Source organism: Ralstonia pickettii (genome assembly GCF_030582395.1).
GTDB lineage: Bacteria > Pseudomonadota > Gammaproteobacteria > Burkholderiales > Burkholderiaceae > Ralstonia > Ralstonia pickettii_D.
Window position 1 is genome coordinate 2,744,221 of the sequence record NZ_CP104381.1, and the last position, 20,693, is coordinate 2,764,913.

The following is a 20,693-nucleotide window of genomic DNA, read 5'->3' on the forward strand; positions in this document are numbered from 1 at the left end:
GACACGATGCTGAGCGCAGAACAGGCCCGCGAACTCTGGGCCAACTCCGAAGAAATCGTCAGCGAAGACGCCGTGCGCGGCTCGCTGGACCGCATGGCCGAAGAGATCACCGAGAAGATCGGCGACACGTTCCCGATGGTGCTGTCGGTGATGGGCGGCGCGGCCGTCTTTACCGGCATGCTGCTGCCCAAGCTGGCCTTCCCGCTGGAGTTCGACTACATCCACCTCTCGCGCTACAACAACACGACGGTGGGCGGCGAGATGCAGTGGCGCGTGGCGCCGCGCGAGTCGGTCAAGGGCCGCACGGTGCTAGTGCTCGACGACATCCTCGACGAAGGCGAGACGATGGCCGCCATCCGCTCGCGCATCATCGACATGGGCGCCGCCGAGTTCTACTCCGCCGTGCTGTGCGAGAAGACGCTCAGCAAGTCCAAGCCTCTGTACCCCGACTTCTGCGGGTTCAACGTGCCCGACCGCTACGTATTCGGCTGCGGCATGGACGCCAAGGGCTACTGGCGCAACCTGCCGACCATCCGCGCGCTCAAGAACACCTGACGCAGCACCGCGGCAAGCAAAAAGGGCGACACCTCAGTCGCCCTTTTTTGTTGCCCGCGCGTGGTTCAGAGTTGATGCGCGAATGTGCGGATGCCCTTGAGCAGCATCTCCACCGAAATCGCCACCAGAATTAGCCCCATCAGCCGCTCGAACGCCATCACCGTGCGTTCGCCGACGAGGCGCTGAATGTGCGTGGCGCTCAGCAGTACCACGGCGCACACGGCCATCGTCGCGCATAAAGAGCCGACCCAGGTCCACATGCGCCCCGGCGCCTGCGATACAAGGAGCATCACCGTGGCCATCGCCGACGGGCCCGCGATGGCCGGAATCGCCAGCGGCACGATGAAGGGCTCGCCGGTGGGCTGCGACTCGGCAGCGCCTTCACGCGGAAAGATCATCCGCAAGGCGATCAGGAACAGCACGATGCCGCCCGCGATCTGCAGCGACATGTCGGTCAGGCTCATCATGCGCAGGAAGCTCTCGCCGAAGAACATGAAGACGAGCAGCAACACGAACGCAATGCCGACCTCGCGCAGCACGACGCGGTTGCGGCGCTCGGGCGCCACCGGCCGCAGCGCCGAGATGAAGATGGGAATGTTGCCGAGCGGATCGGTGATCAGCACCAGCAGGACGGTCGCCGAGAGGAATGTATATTCCATCGCCTGACGTCGATCAGGCGCCGCGACGATAAGGGCGCTCCCGCAGCCATTTGGTGGCGATCCACTTCTCGCCGCGCTCGACCGGCAGGCCGGCGTGCAACGTGTCTTCATCCAGCGTGCCGTCGGGCCGCTTGTAGACGAAGAAGACGGCGTTGCCCTTGACGGGTGCCACCTCCAGCCCGAGCTTCGGAAAGCCCGTCGCGCCGCCCGCCTGCACGCTGTTGAGGTAGATGACCATGGTCGCCACGCGCTGACCGCCGACTTCAAGCTGGCGCGCCTCGCCGCTGCGCCCCGGGTTGAAGAAATCGAAGTGCGGCTGGTATTCGCCGCCGGGCTGGTAGTTCAGCACCTGGAAGCCCTCGCCGTGTTCGACCGGCACGCCCACGGCCTGCGCGATACGCGCTTCGATCTTGGCGATCAGCGGATGCTCGCCGACCTGGAACATCCCGCCCTGGCTGGTCCGGGCCGAGATCAGGTTTTCCTCGCCCGTATCGGGGTTCACGACGGGCGAACGCTTGAGGCGGTTGCGCCCGATCGCGATCAGCTCGTCACACTCCTGGTCCGACAGAAAGTGCTGGAACAGCACGATGCGCGGCGTCTCGATTGCGAACAGGATCGGGATGTCACCATCGGCGGTATGCACGGCATTGCTGTTTTCGACCGCCTCGTCGGCGGCAGGCGTCGGCGCGGGCGCCACGACGGGGGCGGGTGCGCGGGCAGTCAGCGCCTCATCGACGACACGGCGCGCGAACGCGCGGTCGTAGCCGGATTGCACCATCGAAGCCACCAGGGATTCGGCCTCGAAACCTTCGGTCACGTGACGCTGCAGCCAGTCGCGCAGCGCGTCAGACATGGTCGCGTACGGTTGGGTGGTGGACATGCGGGATGGAGATGCGGGCGAGGGAAAGATGGCCCTATTGTAGGCCGACGGTTCGCCGACGGAAGATCACGAACCGCCAGCCGGACCGCCAGCAATACGCAGCGGCGAGAACGGATTGCGCGCCGGCACTTCCGGCAGCGCTTTGGCACGGGGCGTGGGAGCAGTGGATTCCGCAGGCACCGGCGCCGATACCGTCATCGCGCTCGACTCCTGATATTGCCAGCGCTTCCAGGCGGCCAGCACGGCATTCGGATATTGGGGCTGGCCGCGGCTGCCGTTGTAACGGCCTAGCGCCAGGTACAGATTGCCGCCTTCCATGTCGAGGTAATGACGCAGGATCGTGCAGCCATACCGCAGGTTGCTTTGCAGATGGAAGAGCTTGCGCGAGTCGTTGTCGCCGATGCTGCGCGTCCAGAACGGCATCACCTGCATGAGGCCCATCGCACCGGCACTGCTGATGGCGTACTTGCGGAAACCGCTCTCCACCTGGATGAGGCCGAGCACCAGCGCCGGGTCCAGGCCGGCGCGCTTGGCCTCGTAATACGCCGTCTCGATCAGTTCGACACGTACCGACGCCTGCGGAATCTTGCCGGACATGCGCACAGACATCTCGGCCAGCCAGCGCAGGTAGCCGAGTTGCTCGTCGTTGCTGGCAAATACCGGGCGCAACGGGCGGCTGTCGGCCACGGCGGCAGACAGCGCGCTGCGCACAGAGTCCGCCAGATATTCCTCTTTCTGGGCGCCCGCCCACGCCGCCTGCGTGCCCGCGAGCAACGTCCCCGCGCACAGCGCAGTGGCGATCAGGCGGGCTGAATACAAGCGGCGCATGCGGGGTCGGTCCTGTTGTTGCGTTATTGCGCGAGACGCGCCTTCAGCGTGGCCAACACATCGGCCGGGGCCACAGCGGTCGCGGCTTCGTCGCGGCGGCCTTGAAATTCCAGCTTTCCTTCCTTGAGGCCGCGGTCGCCCACCACGACGCGGAACGGCACGCCGATCAGCTCCCAGTCGGCAAACATCGCCCCGGGGCGCTCGCCGCGGTCGTCCAGCATCACGTCGATGCCGGCGGCAACCAACTCGGCGTGCAGGCGATCGGCTTCTTCGCGCACGGCGTCGGAGCGGTCGTAGCCCACGGGGCAGATCACCACCTGGAACGGCGCGATCGATGCGGGCCAGATGATCCCGCGCGCATCGTAGTTCTGCTCGATGGCCGCACCCAGGATCCGCGTGATGCCGATGCCGTAGCAGCCCATCACCATCGGCTGCGTCTTGCCGTTCTCGTCGAGGAACGTCGCATTCATCGCCTCGGAGTAGCGCGTGCCCAGCATGAAGACGTGACCGACTTCGATGCCGCGGCAGACGGCCAGCGTGCCCTTGCCATCCGGCGAGGGGTCGCCGGCCACCACGTTGCGCAGGTCGTAGACCTCGGGCTCGGGCAGGTCGCGGCCCCAGTTCACGCCGGTGAAGTGGTAGTCCTCTTCGTTGGCGCCGACCACGAAATCGCTCATGGCGGCTGCCGTGCGGTCTGCCACCACCTTCACGGGCAGCTTCGTGCCGATCGGGCCGAGATAGCCAGGGCGCGTGCCGAACGCGCGGAGGATTTCGCCCTCGGTTGCGAAGCGGAAGTCGGCCAGACCCGGCACCTTCGATGCCTTGACCTCGTTGAGTTCATGGTCGCCGCGCAGCAGCAGCAGCCAGATCTGGGGCTCGCCGCCCTCGACTTCGGTGGCCAGCACGATGGATTTGATCGTGCGCTGCAGCGGAATACCCAGTTGCTCGGCCACAGCCTCGCACTTGGAGCGGCCAGGCGTATGCGTCTTGGTGAGGGCCTCGGTGGCAGCGGCACGCGGCGCGGCCGGGGCAACGGCTTCCGCAGCCTCGATGTTGGCGGCGTAGTCGGAATCTGGGCAGTAGATGATGGCGTCTTCGCCCGTATCGGCAATCACGTGGAACTCGTGGGAGCCCGAGCCGCCGATGGCGCCGTTATCAGCCGCCACGGCGCGGAATTCCAGGCCGAAACGCTGGAAGATGCGCGTGTAGGCGTTGTACATTTTCTGGTACGACAGCTTCAGGCCTTCGGCGTCGCGATCAAAGGAGTACGCATCCTTCATCGTGAACTCGCGGCCGCGCATGATGCCGAAACGCGGCCGGCGCTCGTCCCGGAACTTGGTCTGGATCTGGTAGAAATTGACCGGCAGCTGCTTGTACGAGCGGATTTCGGTGCGGGCGATGTCGGTCACCACCTCCTCCGACGTCGGCTGCATGACGAAATCGCGCTCGTGGCGATCCTTGAAGCGCAGCAGTTCGTCGCCCATCTTGTCCCAGCGGCCGGTCTCCTGCCACAGCTCGCCCGGCTGCACCACCGGCATCAACACTTCCACCGCGCCGGCGGCATTCATTTCCTCACGCACGATCTGCTCGACCTTGCGGATCACGCGCAAACCCACGGGCATATACGTATAGAGGCCCGCGCCGAGCTTCTTGATCATGCCAGCACGCATCATCAACTTGTGCGAGACGATCTCCGCGTCAGCGGGCGCTTCCTTGAGCGTGGAAATGAAGAATTGGGACGCTTTCATGCGACTGACAATAAGGGATGACGCGGCCAATCAAAGCCGCGAAAACAAGGGCAAAAGCCACCGGAATCAGGAGATGAGACGAGGCGCCAGGCGCACATTCGCGCAATCGGCACCCCTCCCCCAGGAGGCGCGAGTGAGCGGCAACATTTCGGCTTCTGTGACAGCCGAGCGACGGGCCGCTCTATAATCGGCGTAATTCTAAAGTATTCGAGGTGCAGTCATGCTCGATCGTGAAGGCTTCCGCCCGAACGTCGGCATCATCCTCATCAACGCAAGAAACGAGGTGTTCTGGGGCAAGCGCATTGGCGAGCACTCCTGGCAGTTTCCACAAGGCGGCATCAAATACGGCGAAACGCCCGAACAAGCGATGTTCCGCGAACTGCACGAAGAAGTCGGCCTGTTGCCAGAACACGTCCGGATCGTCGGTCGCACGCGCGACTGGCTGCGGTATGAGGTGCCGGACAAGTTCATCCGCCGCGAAATACGCGGCCACTATCGGGGCCAGAAACAGATCTGGTTCCTGCTGCGCATGGTCGGTCGCGACTGCGACATCCAGCTGCGTGCCACTGAGCATCCGGAATTCGATGCGTGGCGGTGGAGCCAGTACTGGGTGCCGCTCGAAGCCGTCATCGAGTTCAAGCGCGAGGTGTATCAGCTGGCGCTGTCGGAGCTTTCCCGCTTCGTGCAGCGTCAGACCCGTGCGCCGCTGTCACCCTACGGGCGCGGCGGCCAGCACCGCGAGCGCGATGGACGCGATGGACGCGAGAGCCGTGAGCGATCCGGCGGCCAAGGCGGCCGGAACGAGCAGTATGCCCAGCCGGCCCTGGCCGTCACCACTACGACGGTCATCGTCGAGACGGCGAGCGTATCCGCACCGGCCCCTTCCTCTCCCAACCCCGACGACACGTCTCCCAAGGACAATTCGTGAATCTGATGACGACACGTGGAGCGCGCGGCGCTCTCGTGCCGCTCGCGCTGGCAGCTGCGCTGGCGTTGACGGCATGTGGCCATAACCGCACCGGCGACCTCGAAGACAAGCTGTTGATGGACCCGTTCATCGACAAGCCCTTCACGGAAGACGCCGTGACTTTCCCGGCCCCGCCGGTCGATCGTGATGCCGTGCCGTTCGATGTGGGCGGCCGTGATGAATCGCCGCTGCGCTTTGCAATCGATCCGAAATCGGTGTCGATCGGCAAGGACAACGTGGTGCGCTACACGGTGCTGATCACCAGCAAGACCGGCGCGCGCAACGTCAACTATGAAGGCCTGCGCTGCGACACGGCGGAACGACGCATCTATGCGACGTTGCGCAACGACACCAACCAGTGGGTCGGCAACCGCGCGGTCGATATGAACGAAACAGCGAATGCCGAATCGGCAAGCATGAATGCCTACAAGCCCGCGACCGATTGGCAACGCGTTGGCAATGGCGGGCCGACGGACTATGCGTCGGCACTGATGCGCTCGTACTTCTGCGACGTCCGGTCAGTCGCGGGGGACGGGAAAGCCTCGACGCTGGTGCGGCGGCTCGGCGGGCAGGGCGGAAGGTATTACGGGCCCTGAGCGGCAGATACCGGCGTGCTGTATGCACGCCCCAAACACAAAGGCCAACCTCGCGAGGTTGGCCTTTTGTTTGCATGCACGCCGAGCGGCTGGATCAGAGCAGCACCAGGTTATCCCGATGCACCAGCTCGGCAGCGCTGACGTAGCCCAGCACCGCCTCAATCTCGGACGATGCCTTGCGCGCGATCAGCCGGGCCTCGGCGGAGGAATAGTTCGTCAGACCACGCGCCACCTCGCGGCCCGCCGCGTCCACGCAGGAAATCACTTCGCCGCGCGCAAATTCGCCTTGCACTTCCGTCACGCCGATCGGCAGCAACGACTTCCCGCCGGCCGTGAGCTTGTCGACCGCGCCGGCATCGAGCACCACGCGACCGCGCAACTGCAGGTGGTCGATCATCCACTGCTTGCGCGCCGCCATTCGCCCGGTGGGGGCGCGGAGCTGGGTGCCGATGGCCTCGCCGCTTGCCAGCCGCGCGAGCACGTCAGCCTCGCGACCCGACGCGATGATGGTGTGCGCGCCCGATTTTGCAGCACGCTTGGCCGCCAGAATCTTCGTCAGCATGCCGCCCTTGCCGATGCTCGAACCGGCACCGCCGGCCATCTGCTCAAGGTCCGGCGTGCCGGCTTGCGCCTCGTCGACAAAGCGCGCGCCCGGCTCCTTGCGCGGGTCGGCGGTGTACAGGCCGCGTTGGTCCGTCAGGATGATCAGCGCGTCGCCCTCGATCAGGTTGGTGACGAGTGCTCCCAGCGTGTCGTTGTCGCCGAACTTGATTTCATCGGTGACGACGGTGTCGTTCTCGTTGATGATCGGCACGACACCGAGGCTCAGCAGCGTGAGCAGTGTGGAACGTGCATTGAGATAGCGCTCGCGATCAGCCAGGTCGCCATGCGTGAGCAGCACCTGCGCCGTGCGGATGCCGTGTCGCGCGAACTCGGATTCGTACACCTGTGCCAGCCCCATCTGCCCGACGGCGGCGGCGGCCTGCAACTCATGAATTTCTTTCGGACGCTTGGCCCAGCCCAAGCGCTGCATGCCCTCGGCGATGGCACCGGAGCTGACCAGCACAACTTCCTTGCCCGCCGCCCGTAGCGCCGCGATCTGCGCAGCCCAGCGGGCAATGGCGGCCTGGTCGAGGCCACGGCCGTCGTTGGTAACCAGGCTGGAACCGACCTTGACGACAAGGCGGCGCGCATCGGCGATCAGCGAATGCAGGGCCATGGTGGGCGTGTCTCCGAAGGAAGTTTGTTGTGTTTACGCTTGATCGTCGTGGCCGACGTTGTGCAGGCTCGGGTCCAGACGCTGGTCGGGCGCGGCGGCGGCTGCATCCTCTTCGGCGCGCAGCTCGTCGAGGTATTCCTGAATCGCATGAACAAGCGCCTGCGTGCCATCGTGCGTCAACGCAGAAATGCGGTGCACGGGGCCCTTCCACTTGAAGCGCTTCACGAAGTCTTTCACGCGCGCTTCGCGTTCGTCCTCGGGCACCATGTCGAGCTTGTTCAGGACGAGCCAGCGCGGCTTATCGAACAGTTCAGCGTCGTATTTCTTCAGCTCGCCGACAATCGCCTTGGCTTCAGCCACCGGATCGACGCTCTCATCAAACGGCGCAAGATCCACGACGTGCAGCAGCACGCGCGTGCGTTGCAGGTGGCGCAGGAACTGGTGGCCCAGACCCGCACCTTCCGCGGCACCTTCGATCAGGCCGGGAATGTCCGCCACCACGAACGATTTCGACGGGCCCGTCCGGACCACGCCCAGGTTCGGGTGTAGCGTCGTGAACGGGTAGTCGGCAATCTTCGGGCGCGCGTTTGAGATGGCCGTGATCAGCGTCGACTTGCCGGCATTCGGCATGCCAAGCAGACCCACGTCGGCCAGCACCTTCAACTCCAGGCGCAGGTTGCGACGCTCACCGGCCTTGCCGTCGGTCTTCTGGCGCGGCGCGCGGTTGGTGCTCGACTTGAAGTGGATGTTGCCCCAGCCGCCTTCGCCGCCCTGCGCGAGGCACAGGCGCTGGCCGTCGACGGTCAGGTCGGCGATCAGCTCCTCCGTGTCGGCATCGTAAATGGCCGTGCCCACGGGCATGCGCAGCGTGATGTCCTCGCCTGCAGCGCCGTAGCAGTCGGCTCCCCGGCCGTTTTCGCCGTTGCGCGCCAGATGCTTCTTGGCGAAGCGGTAGTCGATGAGGGTGTTGATGTTGCGGTCAGCCACGGCCCACACGCTGCCGCCCCGCCCGCCGTCGCCGCCATCCGGCCCGCCGAACGGGACGAATTTCTCGCGGCGCATCGAGGCGCTGCCGTTGCCGCCGTCACCAGCGATCACTTCAATGCGGGCTTCGTCGATGAACTTCATGGAGGTCTCCGCCCGTGCGGCGTGCGCACGGCAGGTAAAAAAAGAAATCGGCGCGACTCGCGCCATTGCTAACAGAACGCGCCTGGAAACACGCACCAAGAAGCTGCGTACCGCCCAGGATCAAGGTCGCGTTTTGTTAGCAGCCAGAAACGAAAAAGCCCCGCACGGGTGCGGGGCCTTTCTACTACAAGGCTGAATCAGGCCGCCGGAACAACGTCGACGAACTGCTTCTTGCCTTCGCCGCGGGTGGCGAACTTCACGTGGCCATCGACCAGCGCGAAGAGGGTGTGGTCCTTGCCCATGCCCACGTTCACGCCAGCGTGCGTGCGGGTGCCGCGTTGGCGGACGATGATACCGCCAGCGTTGATGGCTTGACCGCCGTACACCTTCACGCCCAGGCGCTTCGACTCGGAATCGCGGCCGTTCCGTGTGGAACCGCCGCCTTTTTTCTGTGCCATGACTGAACTCCTATCCGGTTACGTAGACGACGCAGCCTTAGGCCACGATCGAGTCGATACGCAACTCGGTGTAATTTTGACGATGCCCTTGGCGCTTTTGATAGTGCTTACGACGGCGCATCTTGAAGATGTGCACTTTGTCGTGACGACCGTGGGAGATGACGGTGGCTTTGACGGCAGCCCCGCTCACCAGCGGCGCACCAACCTTGAGTTGGTCGCCGGCGCCCACTGCGAGCACCTGGTCAAGCGTGATTTCTGCGCCAACGTCCGCCGGTATCTGTTCTACTTTCAGTTTTTCGCCAGCAGCAACCTTGTATTGCTTACCGCCGGTTTTTACGACCGCGTACATTGTCGGACCTCGATAAAAGAACTAAAACGTGACTCTTGTGCCACTCGCCGCCCACATGCGCGGACAACGGACACAGAGAACTCGCAACTATACAAGAAAAACCCAAGCAAATCAAAGACTAATACCCTGGCACGTGTGCTGCGCCTGCGCAACGGCCCGCCACGTCAAGCCTGGGGCGCCCAACCATCGGGCAAACCGGCTTGTTGCTCTATAATCTCGCGGTTTTTTGCGCTGTTTGTCCGCGCGCAAGTCGACCATCAGCCACACGTTTTCTGTCGGAATTCGCCTTGACCCAGTCCTCCGCCTCCGTCCTGCTCGCCCCTGTCGCTGAAGACATGCGCGCCGTCGATGCCGTGATCCGCCGCCGCCTTGGCTCGGAGGTGGTACTGATCAACCAGATTGGCGAGTACATCATCAGCGCGGGTGGCAAGCGCCTGCGTCCGGTCATCCTGCTGCTGGTGGCGAATGCGCTGGGCTACAAGGGTGAACATCAGCATGAGCTGGCCGCCGTGGTCGAGTTCATCCACACCGCCACGCTGCTGCACGACGACGTGGTTGACGAATCGGACCTGCGCCGCGGCCGCAAGACCGCCAACGCCGTGTTCGGCAATGCGGCCAGCGTGCTGGTGGGCGACTTCCTGTACTCGCGCGCCTTCCAGATGATGGTGCAGGCGAACAGCATGCGCATCATGCAGATCCTGGCCGACGCAACCAACATCATTTCCGAAGGCGAAGTTCTGCAACTGCTGAACATGCACGACCCGGACGTGACGGAAGAGCGTTACCTGCAGGTCATCCGCTACAAGACCGCCAAACTGTTCGAGGCAGCCGCCCAGATCGGCGCGGTGCTCTCGGGCGCGGGCGCCGCCATTGAAGAAGCCGCTGCTGAATACGGCCGCCGCATCGGCACCGCGTTCCAGATCATCGACGACCTGCTCGACTACACCTCCACCGCCGACCAGATGGGCAAGAACGCCGGTGACGACCTGCGCGAAGGCAAGCCGACGCTGCCGCTGATCCATCTGCTATCGAACGGCACGGAAGAGCAGCGCGCGCTGGTGCGCCAGGCCATCGAGCAAGGCGGCACGGAACATTTCGACGCCATCTTCGCTGCGATCCAGGCTTCTGGCGCGCTGGAGTACACGCGTCAGGCCGCCGAGCGCGAAGCCGCAGCAGCCGAAGCTGCAGCAAACGCATTACCCCCTTCCCTTTTCCGTCAGACGCTGATAGACTTGTGTGCTTTCTCGCTGCAACGTCAGTCCTGACACGCACGAGATCTGCGAAGAAGCATCGGGGTGTAGCTTAGCCTGGTAGAGCGCTACGTTCGGGACGTAGAGGCCGGAGGTTCGAATCCTCTCACCCCGACCAGTTTCTCGTATTCCAATCATTTCTGCGGCACGGTTTTCAGCATCGCCGCACAGCAATTCCAAGCTTTTTTCGGCATCGACCGCTCAGTTCAGCGGGGTGTTGCGCTGTCCGCGCAACCAACGGCCGCGTGCGCAGAAGCGCCAAACCCCTCTGTTATAGTGGGCGCTTCGCCGTCCTCCCTCTCCCGCTTTGGACTCTTGGCCGCTCTGGGCACAAATCGGCGCCGTCGTGCTGCTGTTGTGTTGCTCCGCCTTCTTCTCGATTTCCGAAACCGCGATGATGGCGCTCAATCGCCATCGCCTGCGCCATCTTGCAAAGTCCAACGTATCCGGCGCGCGCAATACGCAGCAATTGCTTGGTCAGACCGACAAGCTGCTCTCGCTCATCCTGATCGGCAACAACCTGATCAATACCGCCGTGCCGGTGCTGATCACCACCTTGGCGATCCACTACTTCGGCAACAACGGAACCACGCTGTCGATTGCCACAGCCATCGTCGCGTTTTTGATCATCGTGTTCGCCGAGATCGCCCCGAAGATCGTGGGCGCGACTTACCCCGAACGCGTTGCGTTTCCCGCCAGCTTCATCATCAAGCCCCTGATGCAGGTTTCGACGCCGCTGGTCGCGGTGGTCAACGCGTTTGCCATGGGGGTTCTGCGGCTGGTGCGCATCAATACGCGCAAGGCGCCGGAACAGCGCATGTCGACCGAGGAACTGCGCACGCTGGTGCTGGAATCCGGCAACTTCATCCCGCACAAGCACCGCAGTATCCTGCTCAACCTGTTCGACCTGGACGCCATCACCGTGGACGACGTGATGACGCCGCGCGCGCGGGTGGAATCGCTCGATCTGTCGCGCCCGATCGAAGAGGTCATCCAGCAGCTCGAGACCTGCTATCACAACAAGTTGCCGGTGTTCGAGCAGGACAGCGATCAGGTGATCGGCATCCTGCACGTGCGCAAGGCGCTGTCGCTGCTCGGACACACCGACCTCACGCACGACGATTTCCGCAGCTTGCTGGCCGAGCCCTATTTCGTACCGAGCGGCACGCCCGTTTTCCGCCAACTACAGTACTTTCAGGAGAACCGCCGCCGCCTCGGCCTGATCGTCAATGAATACGGCGACATGCTGGGGCTGGTGACCCTCGAAGACATCATCGAAGAGATGATCGGCGAGTTCACCACCACGCTGCCCAATGCCGGCAAGCTGGCCTGGGACAAGGAAGGCACCTATCTTGCGGACGCGGGGATGTCGTTGCGTGATTTGAACCGCCGCCTGGACCTGAGCCTGCCGACCGACGGACCGAAGACGCTCAACGGACTGTTATTGGAAGTGCTGGAAGAGATTCCGGAGGCGACAGTCAGCGTGAAGATCGCGAATTGCGTGATGGATATCGTCCAGATGGACAACCAGTCGATTCGCAGGGTACGGCTGCATCAGCCGCAACAACCCAAGCGCAGTTAACGCCACACCCGCGTCCGACGCTACAGTTGGAGCGGTTTTCTGCCGATGTGGCACAAATGCAAGCTGCGCTTTGATGTGCGCTTTACAAATGCAGGGGCGGTCGGCAAACTGCCCCGGTTCCGGGCACCACCCCCCACGAATGGGTGGGGTACCGGTTGCAGAACCTAGAACAATCGCCTTGGGGGGCGAGCGAGCGCTGGAGGCGGTGGGGCCCGGCGCGCGCTGAAATGGTCAGCTTCAGCCTGACGGACTGGACTCATGACACTCGGACTCGCTCTAGCGCAGAGCCGGCGGATCGCGCCGACGCTACTCACTCAGCTCGAACAGAGCGCGCGTGAAAAGCGCACGCAACTGATCGACGAACTGGTGGGCAGCGGGATCATGAGTGCGCACGACCTTGCCGTGTTCGTTGCCGGCAAGTATCAGATGCCGCTGCTCGACCTTGCGCAATACAAGCTCGACACTGTGCCGGCCGTGCTGTCAGCCAACAAGCACTTTGCCCAGTTGCGCCTGTTGCCGCTGGGCCGCCGCGAAAACCGCCTCATCCTCGCCACGTCAGACCCGAGCGATCCCAAGCCGATCGAAGAGCTGCGTCAGAAGATGAACGTGGCCATTGAAACGGTCGTCGTCGAGCACGACAAGCTGGTGCGCCAACTGAGCCTCGCCAACGAGGCGCCGGCCGAGATCAAGTCGCTCTTCCCCAAGCAGGAAGCCACGCAGATCGAGTACGACCCGGGCGCCGCTGCTGCTACCCGTCGTACCACGCCCGACGGCATCGACGATGCCCCCGTGGTGCGCTTCCTGCAGAAGCTCTTTACCGAAGCCCTGTTGCGCGGCGCGTCGGACTTGCATTTCGAGCCGTTTGAAACGTTTTACCGCGTGCGCTTCCGTATTGACGGCATCCTCGCGCAGGTCGCGCAACCGCCGCTGGACATCCGCGACAAGATCGCGACCCGCATCAAGGTGCTGTCGCGCCTCGACATCTCGGAAAAGCGTGTGCCGCAAGACGGCCGCATGAAGCTGCTGATCACTGTCCCGAAAGACCGCAAGGACAAGGACAATAAAGAGACCATCGAGCGCGCCATCGACTTCCGTGTATCGACGCTGCCGACGCTGTTCGGCGAGAAGATCGTGATCCGGATTCTGGAGTCGTCAACCGAGCGGCTCGATATCGACCAGCTCGGCTACGAGCCGGAGCAGAAGCAGCTGCTGCTCGACGTGATCAAGCGCCCGTACGGGATGGTGCTGGTGACCGGCCCGACGGGCTCAGGCAAAACGGTGTCGCTGTACACCTTCCTGAACCGGCTGAACCAGGGCGACATCAATATCTCGACCGCCGAAGACCCCGCTGAAATCCAGTTGCCCGGCATCAACCAGGTCAACGTGAACGACAAGGCGGGGCTGACGTTTGCGGCAGCGCTGAAGTCGTTCCTGCGGCAGGATCCGGACATCATCATGGTGGGCGAAATCCGGGATCTGGAAACGGCCGATATCTCGATCAAGGCCGCGCAGACCGGTCACTTGGTGTTTTCCACGCTGCACACCAACGACGCGCCGACCACGCTGACCCGCTTGATGAACATGGGGGTTGCGCCATTCAACATCGCGTCGTCGGTGCTCTTGATCACGGCACAGCGGTTGGCGCGACGGCTGTGCAAGGAATGCAAGAAGCCCGGTCCGCTGCCCAAGGAAACGCTGCTCGATGCAGGCTTTACCGACGCCGATCTAGACGGCTCATGGCAGCCGTATCACCCGGTCGGCTGCGAGATCTGCAACGGCAGCGGCTACAAGGGACGGGTCGGCATCTACCAGGTCATGCCGATTACGGAAGCGATCCAGGAAATCATTCTCACACACGGTACGGCGCTGCAGATCGCCGAGCAAGCGCGCAAGGAAGGCGTGCTGTCGCTGCGCGAATCCGGCTTGCGAAAAGTGAAGCAGGGGCTGACTTCCCTAGAGGAAGTGCTGGCCACAACGAACCAATAACCTTCTCGATCAATCGTTCCCATACCGGGGGGTAGGAACCAACCATGGCCACACGAGCACCTGCCGCAAACCGCGCTGCCGCGCCGGCACGAAAGACCGCCAAGACCAAGGCGCCCACGCAGTACATCTTCGAGTGGGAAGGCAAAGATCGGAAAGGCAAGATCTTCAAGGGCGAGATGCGCGCCGAGAGCATCACCGAGGTGAATGCCATCCTGCGCAAGCAAGGCCTGTCGATCACCAAATCCAAGCGCCGCCGCGCGGCCCGCGGCAAGAAGATCACGCCGAAGGACATCGCCTACTTCACGCGCCAGCTGTCGACCATGCTGAAGGCCGGCGTGCCGCTGCTGCAGTCGATCGACATCATCGCAAAGGGCCACGCCAACCCGAACTTCACGCAGCTGCTGACGGAAATCCGCGTCGATATCGAATCGGGCAGCAGCATGGCGCAAGCCTTCCGTCGTCACCCGAAGTACTTCGACACGCTGTATTGCAACCTGATCGACGCGGGCGAACAGGGCGGTATTCTGGACGCCCTGCTCGAGCGGCTTTCGCTTTACATGGAAAAATCGATCGCGCTGAAGGCGCAGATCAAGTCGGCGATGATTTACCCGATTTCGGTGCTGACGGTGGCCTTCCTTGTGACGGTGGTGCTGATGGTATTCGTAGTGCCCTCGTTCAAAAGCGTGTTTTCAAGCTTTGGCGCCACGCTTCCCGCTCCGACGTTGTTCGTGATGGGCATCTCCGACTTCTTCGTGCAGTGGTGGTACATCATTGTCTTCGCGCCCATCGTTGCCATTACGCTCTTCGTCCGGGCGTTCAAGCGCTCGGAAAACGTCCAGCGCTCCACGCATCGATGGATTTTACGGATTCCTATCTTTGGTGACATTATCCGCAAGGCAACGATTGCGCGTTGGACGCGCACGCTGGCGACAATGTTCGCCGCGGGCACACCGCTGGTGGAATCGATGGAATCCGTCGCGGGTGCCGCAGGCAACTGGACCTACCACGATGCCACCTTGGAAATTCAGCAAGCCGTGCGTATCGGTACCAGCCTGACAAACGCCATGCAGGCCACGCACGTGTTCGACAACATGGTGCTGCAGATGACGCAGATCGGCGAGGAATCCGGCGCGTTGGACAACATGCTGTTGAAGGTGGCCGAGTTTTACGAGCGCGAAGTGGATGAAGCGGTGGCGAACATTTCTACGCTGATGGAGCCGATCATCATTGTGATTCTGGGCGTGCTGATCGGTGGCATGGTCGTTGCGATGTATTTGCCGATCTTCAAGCTGGGTCAGGTGGTCTGATGCCGGAGTTGTTTGTCATCCCCACGCTGGCGCAATTACCGGCGTGGTTTGTGATTGCGACCGGCGGGCTTGTCGGCTTGCTGGTCGGCAGCTTTCTCAACGTGGTGATTCACCGCCTGCCACGCATGATCGAGCGGGAGGAAGCCAACTATATTGCCGAGTTGCGCGAAGAACCGTTGCCTCACCCGGAGGCATACAACCTGATCGTGCCGCGCTCGGCGTGCCCGTCGTGCGGCCATCAGATCAAGGCGATCGAAAACATCCCCGTGCTGAGCTGGCTTGCGCTGCGTGGCCGTTGCAGCGCGTGCAAAACGCCCATCTCTTGGCGCTATCCCGCTGTGGAACTGGTCACCGGTCTGCTGACGGCGGCCTGCCTTTGGCACTTCGGCCCCACGTGGGTAGCGGTCGCATCGGCGGTGCTGCTGTGGTTCCTGATCGCCGGCACAATGATCGACGCCGACACGCAGCTGTTGCCCGACGCGATCACCCAGCCGCTGCTCTGGCTGGGGCTGGGCGTGAACCTGTTTGGCATGTTCACGCACCTGCAGGATGCGGTGATCGGCGCGATGGCCGGCTACCTGTTCCTGTGGTCGATCTATTGGGCCTACAAGCTCTTGCGCGGCCGTGAAGGTATGGGCTACGGCGACTTCAAGTTGATGGCGGCGCTCGGCGCGTGGTTCGGCTGGCAGGCGCTGCCGCTGCTGGTGCTGCTGTCGTCGGTCGTGGGGCTGGTGTTTGGGCTCGTGCGCATTGCGCGCGGCGCGAAGAGCGAATCGCCGTTCTCGTTCGGGCCGTTCATTGCCGGGGCCGGCGTGATCGCACTGCTGGCCGGCCCGCAATTGCTGGTGATGGCGGGCCTCGGTCCGCTGCTAGCGCCATAAGAGCATCGTCAGCATGCGCGTGATCGGCCTGACCGGCGGCATCGGCAGCGGCAAGAGCTACGTGGCAGACCGCCTTGCGGAGCGCGGCGCCGCCATTGTCGACACCGACGCCATCGCCCACGAGATCACCGCACCGGGCGGCGCCGCCATCCCCAAGCTGGTCGAAACGTTCGGCGCCGGCATCTTACGCAGTGACGGCGCCATGGACCGCGACGCCATGCGCGCCCTCGCCTTTTCGGACGCTACGGCCAAATCGCGACTGGAGCAGATCACGCATCCGCTCATCCGCGAGATTGCGCTGTCGCGCGGGGCCGCTGCGCAGGCATCGGGCGCGCATCCGTACCTCGTCTACGTCGTCCCGCTGCTGGTGGAATCCTTGGCCGGGCATCACAGCTGGCGCTCGCTGGTCGATCGCATTCTGGTGGTCGACTGCCCCGTTGACACGCAGATCGCCCGCGTGATGGCAAGGAACGGGCTGCCCCGCGCGCAGGTGGAAGCCATCATCGCCCGCCAGGCTTCACGCGAAGCCCGCCTCGCCGCCGCCGACGACGTGATCGACAACAGCGGCACGCTGGCCGACCTCCTGCCGCAGATCGACCGTCTGGACCCAACCTACCGGTCGAACTGAAACACACTGAAAGTTGCGGTCACATCCCTTTGCATTGTGATGAACGAGGGTCTCGCATAGAATGCGGGCAGATCGAGGCCAAATGGGCTTCGGGGCCGCATATGCCAGCAGGCCAGTACACTGGGCACCCAAGTTTTGATCCTGTACGAATATCCCTTCAACGAACGCATTCGGACGCTGCTGCGCCTCGAAGACCTGTTCGAGCGGCTGGATTTCTTTCTCGTGCAGGAGCACCCGCTGCAACACCACGTGGCACTGACCACGCTGTTCGAAGTGGTCGACGTGGCCGGGCGTGCCGACCTCAAATCCGATCTGCTGAAAGAACTCGATCGCCAGCGCCAGACGCTCACCGCCCTGCGCGCCAATCCGCAGATCGACCAAGACGCGCTCGATGCCGTCATCAGCGAATTGGAAACGGCCTCGGGCAATCTCACTGCCACTCATGGCAAGGCCGGCCAGCTGATTGCCGACAACGAGTGGCTGACGAGCATCCGCAGCCGCGCCATCATTCCAGGTGGGACATGTGAATTTGATCTGCCAGCGTATTTTGCATGGCAGCATCATCCCGCCGAGCGCCGCCGTGCCGATATCGTCAAATGGGCCCAACCGCTGGTACCGCTGCGCGACGCCACGATGATCGTGCTGCGGCTGCTGCGCGAGTCGGGCCAGAGTGGCAAGGTGATTGCTAACGCTGGGAGCTATCAGCAGATGCTGTCGGGCCGCGTGTACCAGCTGATGCAGGTGCGCCTGGATGAGTCGGCGCTGGGGTTCATTCCCGAAATCAGCGCCAACAAATACATGCTCTGGGTGCGTTTTACCCAGCAGGATGGCGACCTGCGACCCAAGCCGGTCGATGCGGATATCCCGTTCCAGCTGAAGCTCTGTAATTTCTGAGCCGCATCATGAATGTGAAGACCGTCAAATGTCCCAGCTGCGGCAAGCCTGTGCCTTGGGTGCCGGAGAGCCGCTATCGCCCCTTCTGCTCTGAGCGCTGCAAGCAGATCGACCTGGGTGCCTGGGCCGCGGAGCAGTACACCATCCCCGTAGTCGAAGAAGACGATCTGCCCGACGCGCCGGGCAACGATACGAGCGGCAGGCTCAACTAGCCGTCGCTTCCTCGCGCATCCATTCGAAGACGGGCAACGTTGCCGGCAACACCGGATCCACGCTGATCGGCAACGTCTGCCAAGCGAAATCCTGGCCTTCCAACGCCCGCAACGTGCCGTCCCAGGCCGTGACCTTGCAGAAGTGCAGGCGCACGTATGCGTGCGGGTAGTCGTGCTCGATGGTGTGCCACGGCACGCAGGTGCGCAACGTGACGTCCAGCTCTTCCTTCAGCTCACGCGTGAGCGCGGCCTCGACCGATTCGCCCGCTTCAAGCTTGCCGCCCGGGAATTCCCAGTAGCCCGCATACGGCTTCCCCTCTGGACGCTGCGCCAGCAAGAACTGGCCGTCTGGCTGCACCAGCACACCGACGGCCACTTCGGTGATCTTGCGGCCGTCAGGCGTGTGTGTCGGTGGCACTTGCACCAGATTGTCAGTCGACATGCTGCCGTCCATGCTTGCCGCCCCAGTCGCGGGCGAACTGCCATGCCACCCGCCCAGAGCGCGACCCACGCTCGAGCGCCCAAACCAGCGCGTCGCCACGCGCAGCGGCGATGTCCTCGTCGCTGCAGCCGAAATGCTTGAGCCAGTGGCCGACGATGGTCAGGTATTCGTCCTGCTTGGGCGGGTAGAACGACAGCCACAGCCCGAAGCGCTCCGACAGCGAGATCTTCTCTTCTACGACCTCGCCCGGATGGATTTCGCCATCCGATGTGTGCTGGTAGGTCTCGTTGTCCTTCATGTATTCCGGCAACAGATGGCGCCGGTTGGACGTCGCGTAGATCAGCACGTTGTCCGACTGCGTCGCCACCGAACCGTCCAGCGCAGACTTCAGCGCCTTGTAGCCGGATTCACCCTCTTCAAACGAGAGGTCATCGCAGAAGATCGCGAAGCGCTCCGGGCGCGCCGAGAGGCGCTCGACGATATCGCCCAGGTCCGCCAGATCGTCCTTGTCGACTTCGACCAGGCGCAGGCCGTCCTTCACGAACTCGTTCAGGCACGCCTTGATGAGCGACGACTTGCCGGTGCCCCGCGCGCCCGTCAGCAGCACGTTGTTGGCCGGCAACTTGCGCACGAACTGACGCGTGTTGGCGACGATGGCGTCTTTCTGGCGCTCGATGTTGTGCAGATCGCTCAGATGGATCGGCGGCAGTTGCCGGATCGGCGCGAGATAGCCGATGTTGCCGAACAAGCTCTGGCGTTTGCGCCAGCGAAAGGCAACAGCCTCGTTCCAGTCAGCTTCGGTCAGTTCAGGCGGCAGCCATTGCTCAAGCCGCCCGAGAAAGCGGTCGAGCCGTGCGGAAAGATCGGACGACATGGCAGCGGACTCCGGATTACGAACGGTAGTCCGCGTTGATCGACACGTAGTCGTGCGAGAAATCGCACGTCCACACGGTGGCGCTGGCGTCGCCGCGACCGAGCGCGATACGCACGGTGATCTCCGCCTGCTTCATCACGCGCTGACCGTCTTCTTCGCGGTACTCGGGATTGCGGCCACCGTCACGCGCGACCCATACGTCGTCGAGCCACAGGTTGACGCCGTTCACATCGAGATCCGTCACCCCGGCGTAGCCGACAGCCGCCAGGATGCGGCCCAAATTGGGATCCGACGCATAGAACGCGGTCTTGACCAACGGTGAGTGCGCGACCGCGTAAGCGATCAAGCGGCACTCCTCGACGTTGCGGCCGCCCTCGACCTGGATGGTCATGAACTTCGTCGCACCTTCGCCGTCGCGCACGATCTTCTGCGCCAACTCTTGTGCAAGACCCGTCAGCGCATCGCGCAGCGCGGCGTAGTCGGGGTGCGATTCCGAATCGATGCACGGCGTGCCCGCCCGGCCCGTGGCGATGACGACGAACGAGTCGTTGGTCGAGGTATCGCCGTCCACCGTCACGCTGTTGAACGAGTGATCGGCGGCATGGCGCACCAGCCCTTGAAGCACCGCGTCATCCACATTGGCATCGGTCGCGATGAAGCCGAGCATCGTCGCCATGTTCGGACGGATCATGCCCGCACCCTTGCTGATGCCCGACATGCGCACGGTCTTGCCCGACAACGTGCACGTGGCCGACGCTGCCTTGGGTACGGTGTCGGTGGTCATGATGGCCTCGGCGGCGGCCAGCCAGTTGTCCGGCTTGGCGTTCGCCTCAGCAGCAGGCAGTCCGGCGATGATGCGGTCGACTGGCAGCGGCTCCAGGATCACGCCCGTGGAAAACGGCAGCACCTGCTCCGGCGACACGCCCAGCAGCTGGGCCACGGCATCGCAGGTCTGGCGCGCATGCGCGAGGCCAGGTGCGCCGGTACCGGCGTTCGCATTGCCCGTGTTCACGACGATCGCACGTGCGCCCTTGCCACTCGCCAAATGCTCGCGGCACACCTGCACTGGTGCCGCGCAGAAACGGTTCTGCGTGAACACACCGGCCACCGTCGCGCCCTCGGCGATACGAACCAGCAGCACGTCCTTGCGATTGGCCTTGCGCACACCGGCCTCGGCCCAGCCGAGGTCCACGCCGTCGATCGGCAACAGGGAGTCAGCGGCGGGGGCGACGAGATTCACAGCCATGGAG

The 20,693-nt window shown here is 63.5% G+C and carries 22 protein-coding genes and 1 tRNA gene; 12 read left to right on the forward strand and 11 right to left on the reverse strand.

The window, feature by feature from the left end:
• The first annotated feature begins 6 nt into the window (after positions 1-6).
• Positions 7-555: a hypoxanthine-guanine phosphoribosyltransferase gene (locus N5B55_RS13260; RefSeq protein WP_012762948.1), complete on the forward strand. Its 549-nt coding sequence runs from the start codon at positions 7-9 to the stop codon at positions 553-555.
• Positions 556-620: 65 nt separating this feature from the next.
• On the opposite strand, the gene N5B55_RS13265 is transcribed toward N5B55_RS13260, so the two are convergent.
• From N5B55_RS13265 to N5B55_RS13280, 4 genes are all read right to left on the reverse strand, one after another.
• The gene (locus N5B55_RS13265) at positions 621-1,214 is read right to left on the reverse strand and encodes a MarC family protein (protein WP_012436452.1); all 594 of its coding nucleotides are present in this window, start codon (positions 1,212-1,214) and stop codon (positions 621-623) included.
• 13 nt (positions 1,215-1,227) lie between these two features.
• A complete protein-coding gene (locus N5B55_RS13270) occupies positions 1,228-2,094 on the reverse strand; it encodes a 2OG-Fe(II) oxygenase (RefSeq protein WP_009241580.1) in 867 nt (288 codons plus the stop codon).
• A 66-nt stretch (positions 2,095-2,160) separates the two neighbouring features.
• Positions 2,161-2,922 (reverse strand): lytic transglycosylase domain-containing protein, encoded by a 762-nt coding sequence (locus N5B55_RS13275; RefSeq protein ID WP_012762949.1) that lies wholly within the window; start codon positions 2,920-2,922, stop codon positions 2,161-2,163.
• A 23-nt stretch (positions 2,923-2,945) separates the two neighbouring features.
• A complete protein-coding gene (locus tag N5B55_RS13280) occupies positions 2,946-4,670 on the reverse strand; it encodes a proline--tRNA ligase (RefSeq protein ID WP_304538414.1) in 1,725 nt (574 codons plus the stop codon).
• A gap of 220 nt (positions 4,671-4,890) precedes the next feature.
• Between N5B55_RS13280 and N5B55_RS13285 the strand changes: the two genes are divergently transcribed.
• The gene (locus N5B55_RS13285) at positions 4,891-5,598 is read left to right on the forward strand and encodes an RNA pyrophosphohydrolase (protein ID WP_304538415.1); all 708 of its coding nucleotides are present in this window, start codon (positions 4,891-4,893) and stop codon (positions 5,596-5,598) included.
• 2 nt (positions 5,599-5,600) lie between these two features.
• Positions 5,601-6,233, forward strand: a complete 633-nt coding sequence (locus tag N5B55_RS13290; protein WP_304539795.1) for a CNP1-like family protein — start codon at positions 5,601-5,603, stop codon at positions 6,231-6,233.
• A 94-nt stretch (positions 6,234-6,327) separates the two neighbouring features.
• Here N5B55_RS13290 and proB read toward each other — a convergent pair whose 3' ends face one another.
• The 4 genes from proB to rplU all read right to left on the reverse strand — a co-directional run bounded on the left by proB (position 6,328) and on the right by rplU (position 9,387).
• Positions 6,328-7,452, reverse strand: coding sequence for a glutamate 5-kinase (proB, locus tag N5B55_RS13295; protein WP_175402356.1), 1,125 nt, complete (start codon positions 7,450-7,452; stop codon positions 6,328-6,330).
• A gap of 33 nt (positions 7,453-7,485) precedes the next feature.
• Positions 7,486-8,580 carry a GTPase ObgE gene (gene obgE, locus N5B55_RS13300; protein ID WP_009241586.1) on the reverse strand — a complete coding sequence of 365 codons (1,095 nt, stop codon included), beginning with the start codon at positions 8,578-8,580 and terminating at the stop codon, positions 7,486-7,488.
• A gap of 197 nt (positions 8,581-8,777) precedes the next feature.
• On the reverse strand, positions 8,778-9,038 hold the full coding sequence (gene rpmA, locus N5B55_RS13305) for a 50S ribosomal protein L27 (RefSeq protein WP_009241587.1): 261 nt from the start codon (positions 9,036-9,038) through the stop codon (positions 8,778-8,780).
• A 37-nt stretch (positions 9,039-9,075) separates the two neighbouring features.
• Positions 9,076-9,387, reverse strand: a complete 312-nt coding sequence (gene rplU / locus N5B55_RS13310; RefSeq protein WP_004633023.1) for a 50S ribosomal protein L21 — start codon at positions 9,385-9,387, stop codon at positions 9,076-9,078.
• Between the two features lie 335 nt (positions 9,388-9,722).
• Between rplU and ispB the strand changes: the two genes are divergently transcribed.
• The 9 genes from ispB (at position 9,723) to N5B55_RS13355 (ending at position 18,127) form a co-directional block, all read left to right on the forward strand.
• Positions 9,723-10,652 (forward strand): octaprenyl diphosphate synthase, encoded by a 930-nt coding sequence (ispB, locus tag N5B55_RS13315; RefSeq protein ID WP_049779105.1) that lies wholly within the window; start codon positions 9,723-9,725, stop codon positions 10,650-10,652.
• Between the two features lie 26 nt (positions 10,653-10,678).
• Positions 10,679-10,755 (forward strand) — tRNA-Pro (locus N5B55_RS13320).
• Between the two features lie 189 nt (positions 10,756-10,944).
• A complete protein-coding gene (locus N5B55_RS13325) occupies positions 10,945-12,219 on the forward strand; it encodes an HlyC/CorC family transporter (protein ID WP_178961058.1) in 1,275 nt (424 codons plus the stop codon).
• 258 nt (positions 12,220-12,477) lie between these two features.
• Positions 12,478-14,205, forward strand: coding sequence for a type IV-A pilus assembly ATPase PilB (pilB, locus tag N5B55_RS13330; RefSeq protein WP_154208977.1), 1,728 nt, complete (start codon positions 12,478-12,480; stop codon positions 14,203-14,205).
• Between the two features lie 44 nt (positions 14,206-14,249).
• Entirely contained in the window at positions 14,250-15,512 is a 1,263-nt protein-coding gene (locus N5B55_RS13335; RefSeq protein WP_304538419.1) for a type II secretion system F family protein, read from the forward strand.
• The gene (locus N5B55_RS13340) at positions 15,512-16,393 is read left to right on the forward strand and encodes a prepilin peptidase (RefSeq protein ID WP_304538420.1); all 882 of its coding nucleotides are present in this window, start codon (positions 15,512-15,514) and stop codon (positions 16,391-16,393) included. The genes N5B55_RS13335 and N5B55_RS13340 overlap by 1 nt, the downstream gene beginning before the upstream one ends.
• Before the next feature lie 13 nt (positions 16,394-16,406).
• A complete protein-coding gene (gene coaE, locus N5B55_RS13345) occupies positions 16,407-17,021 on the forward strand; it encodes a dephospho-CoA kinase (RefSeq protein ID WP_009241592.1) in 615 nt (204 codons plus the stop codon).
• Positions 17,022-17,156: 135 nt separating this feature from the next.
• On the forward strand, positions 17,157-17,915 hold the full coding sequence (gene zapD, locus N5B55_RS13350; protein WP_009241593.1) for a cell division protein ZapD: 759 nt from the start codon (positions 17,157-17,159) through the stop codon (positions 17,913-17,915).
• An 8-nt stretch (positions 17,916-17,923) separates the two neighbouring features.
• Positions 17,924-18,127 carry a DNA gyrase inhibitor YacG gene (locus tag N5B55_RS13355; RefSeq protein ID WP_024972078.1) on the forward strand — a complete coding sequence of 68 codons (204 nt, stop codon included), beginning with the start codon at positions 17,924-17,926 and terminating at the stop codon, positions 18,125-18,127.
• Here N5B55_RS13355 and N5B55_RS13360 read toward each other — a convergent pair.
• Genes N5B55_RS13360 through argJ form a run of 3 tightly spaced genes read right to left on the reverse strand, consistent with a single transcriptional unit; the run spans position 18,120 to position 20,689 of the window.
• A complete protein-coding gene (locus N5B55_RS13360; protein ID WP_369812407.1) occupies positions 18,120-18,581 on the reverse strand; it encodes an NUDIX domain-containing protein in 462 nt (153 codons plus the stop codon). The two genes, N5B55_RS13355 and N5B55_RS13360, sit on opposite strands and share 8 nt — an antisense overlap.
• On the reverse strand, positions 18,559-19,443 hold the full coding sequence (locus tag N5B55_RS13365) for an ATP-binding protein (RefSeq protein WP_009241596.1): 885 nt from the start codon (positions 19,441-19,443) through the stop codon (positions 18,559-18,561). Before N5B55_RS13365 ends, N5B55_RS13360 begins: the two co-directional genes overlap by 23 nt.
• A gap of 16 nt (positions 19,444-19,459) precedes the next feature.
• Positions 19,460-20,689 carry a bifunctional glutamate N-acetyltransferase/amino-acid acetyltransferase ArgJ gene (gene argJ, locus N5B55_RS13370; RefSeq protein WP_304538424.1) on the reverse strand — a complete coding sequence of 410 codons (1,230 nt, stop codon included), beginning with the start codon at positions 20,687-20,689 and terminating at the stop codon, positions 19,460-19,462.
• Positions 20,690-20,693: the final 4 nt, after the last annotated feature.

Excerpts from the sequence above, each read along its gene's own strand:
- N5B55_RS13260 (WP_012762948.1), top strand. The coding sequence starts at position 7 with ATGCTGAGCGCAGAACAGGCCCGCGAACTCTGGGCCAACTCCGAAGAA.
- N5B55_RS13265 (WP_012436452.1), bottom strand. The coding sequence starts at position 1,214 with ATGGAATATACATTCCTCTCGGCGACCGTCCTGCTGGTGCTGATCACC.
- N5B55_RS13270 (WP_009241580.1), bottom strand. The coding sequence starts at position 2,094 with ATGTCCACCACCCAACCGTACGCGACCATGTCTGACGCGCTGCGCGAC.
- N5B55_RS13275 (WP_012762949.1), bottom strand. The coding sequence starts at position 2,922 with ATGCGCCGCTTGTATTCAGCCCGCCTGATCGCCACTGCGCTGTGCGCG.
- N5B55_RS13280 (WP_304538414.1), bottom strand. The coding sequence starts at position 4,670 with ATGAAAGCGTCCCAATTCTTCATTTCCACGCTCAAGGAAGCGCCCGCT.
- N5B55_RS13285 (WP_304538415.1), top strand. The coding sequence starts at position 4,891 with ATGCTCGATCGTGAAGGCTTCCGCCCGAACGTCGGCATCATCCTCATC.
- proB (WP_175402356.1), bottom strand. The coding sequence starts at position 7,452 with ATGGCCCTGCATTCGCTGATCGCCGATGCGCGCCGCCTTGTCGTCAAG.
- obgE (WP_009241586.1), bottom strand. The coding sequence starts at position 8,580 with ATGAAGTTCATCGACGAAGCCCGCATTGAAGTGATCGCTGGTGACGGC.
- rpmA (WP_009241587.1), bottom strand. The coding sequence starts at position 9,038 with ATGGCACAGAAAAAAGGCGGCGGTTCCACACGGAACGGCCGCGATTCC.
- rplU (WP_004633023.1), bottom strand. The coding sequence starts at position 9,387 with ATGTACGCGGTCGTAAAAACCGGCGGTAAGCAATACAAGGTTGCTGCT.
- ispB (WP_049779105.1), top strand. The coding sequence starts at position 9,723 with ATGCGCGCCGTCGATGCCGTGATCCGCCGCCGCCTTGGCTCGGAGGTG.
- pilB (WP_154208977.1), top strand. The coding sequence starts at position 12,478 with ATGACACTCGGACTCGCTCTAGCGCAGAGCCGGCGGATCGCGCCGACG.
- N5B55_RS13335 (WP_304538419.1), top strand. The coding sequence starts at position 14,250 with ATGGCCACACGAGCACCTGCCGCAAACCGCGCTGCCGCGCCGGCACGA.
- N5B55_RS13340 (WP_304538420.1), top strand. The coding sequence starts at position 15,512 with ATGCCGGAGTTGTTTGTCATCCCCACGCTGGCGCAATTACCGGCGTGG.
- coaE (WP_009241592.1), top strand. The coding sequence starts at position 16,407 with ATGCGCGTGATCGGCCTGACCGGCGGCATCGGCAGCGGCAAGAGCTAC.
- N5B55_RS13355 (WP_024972078.1), top strand. The coding sequence starts at position 17,924 with ATGAATGTGAAGACCGTCAAATGTCCCAGCTGCGGCAAGCCTGTGCCT.
- N5B55_RS13360 (WP_369812407.1), bottom strand. The coding sequence starts at position 18,581 with ATGGACGGCAGCATGTCGACTGACAATCTGGTGCAAGTGCCACCGACA.
- N5B55_RS13365 (WP_009241596.1), bottom strand. The coding sequence starts at position 19,443 with ATGTCGTCCGATCTTTCCGCACGGCTCGACCGCTTTCTCGGGCGGCTT.
- argJ (WP_304538424.1), bottom strand. The coding sequence starts at position 20,689 with ATGGCTGTGAATCTCGTCGCCCCCGCCGCTGACTCCCTGTTGCCGATC.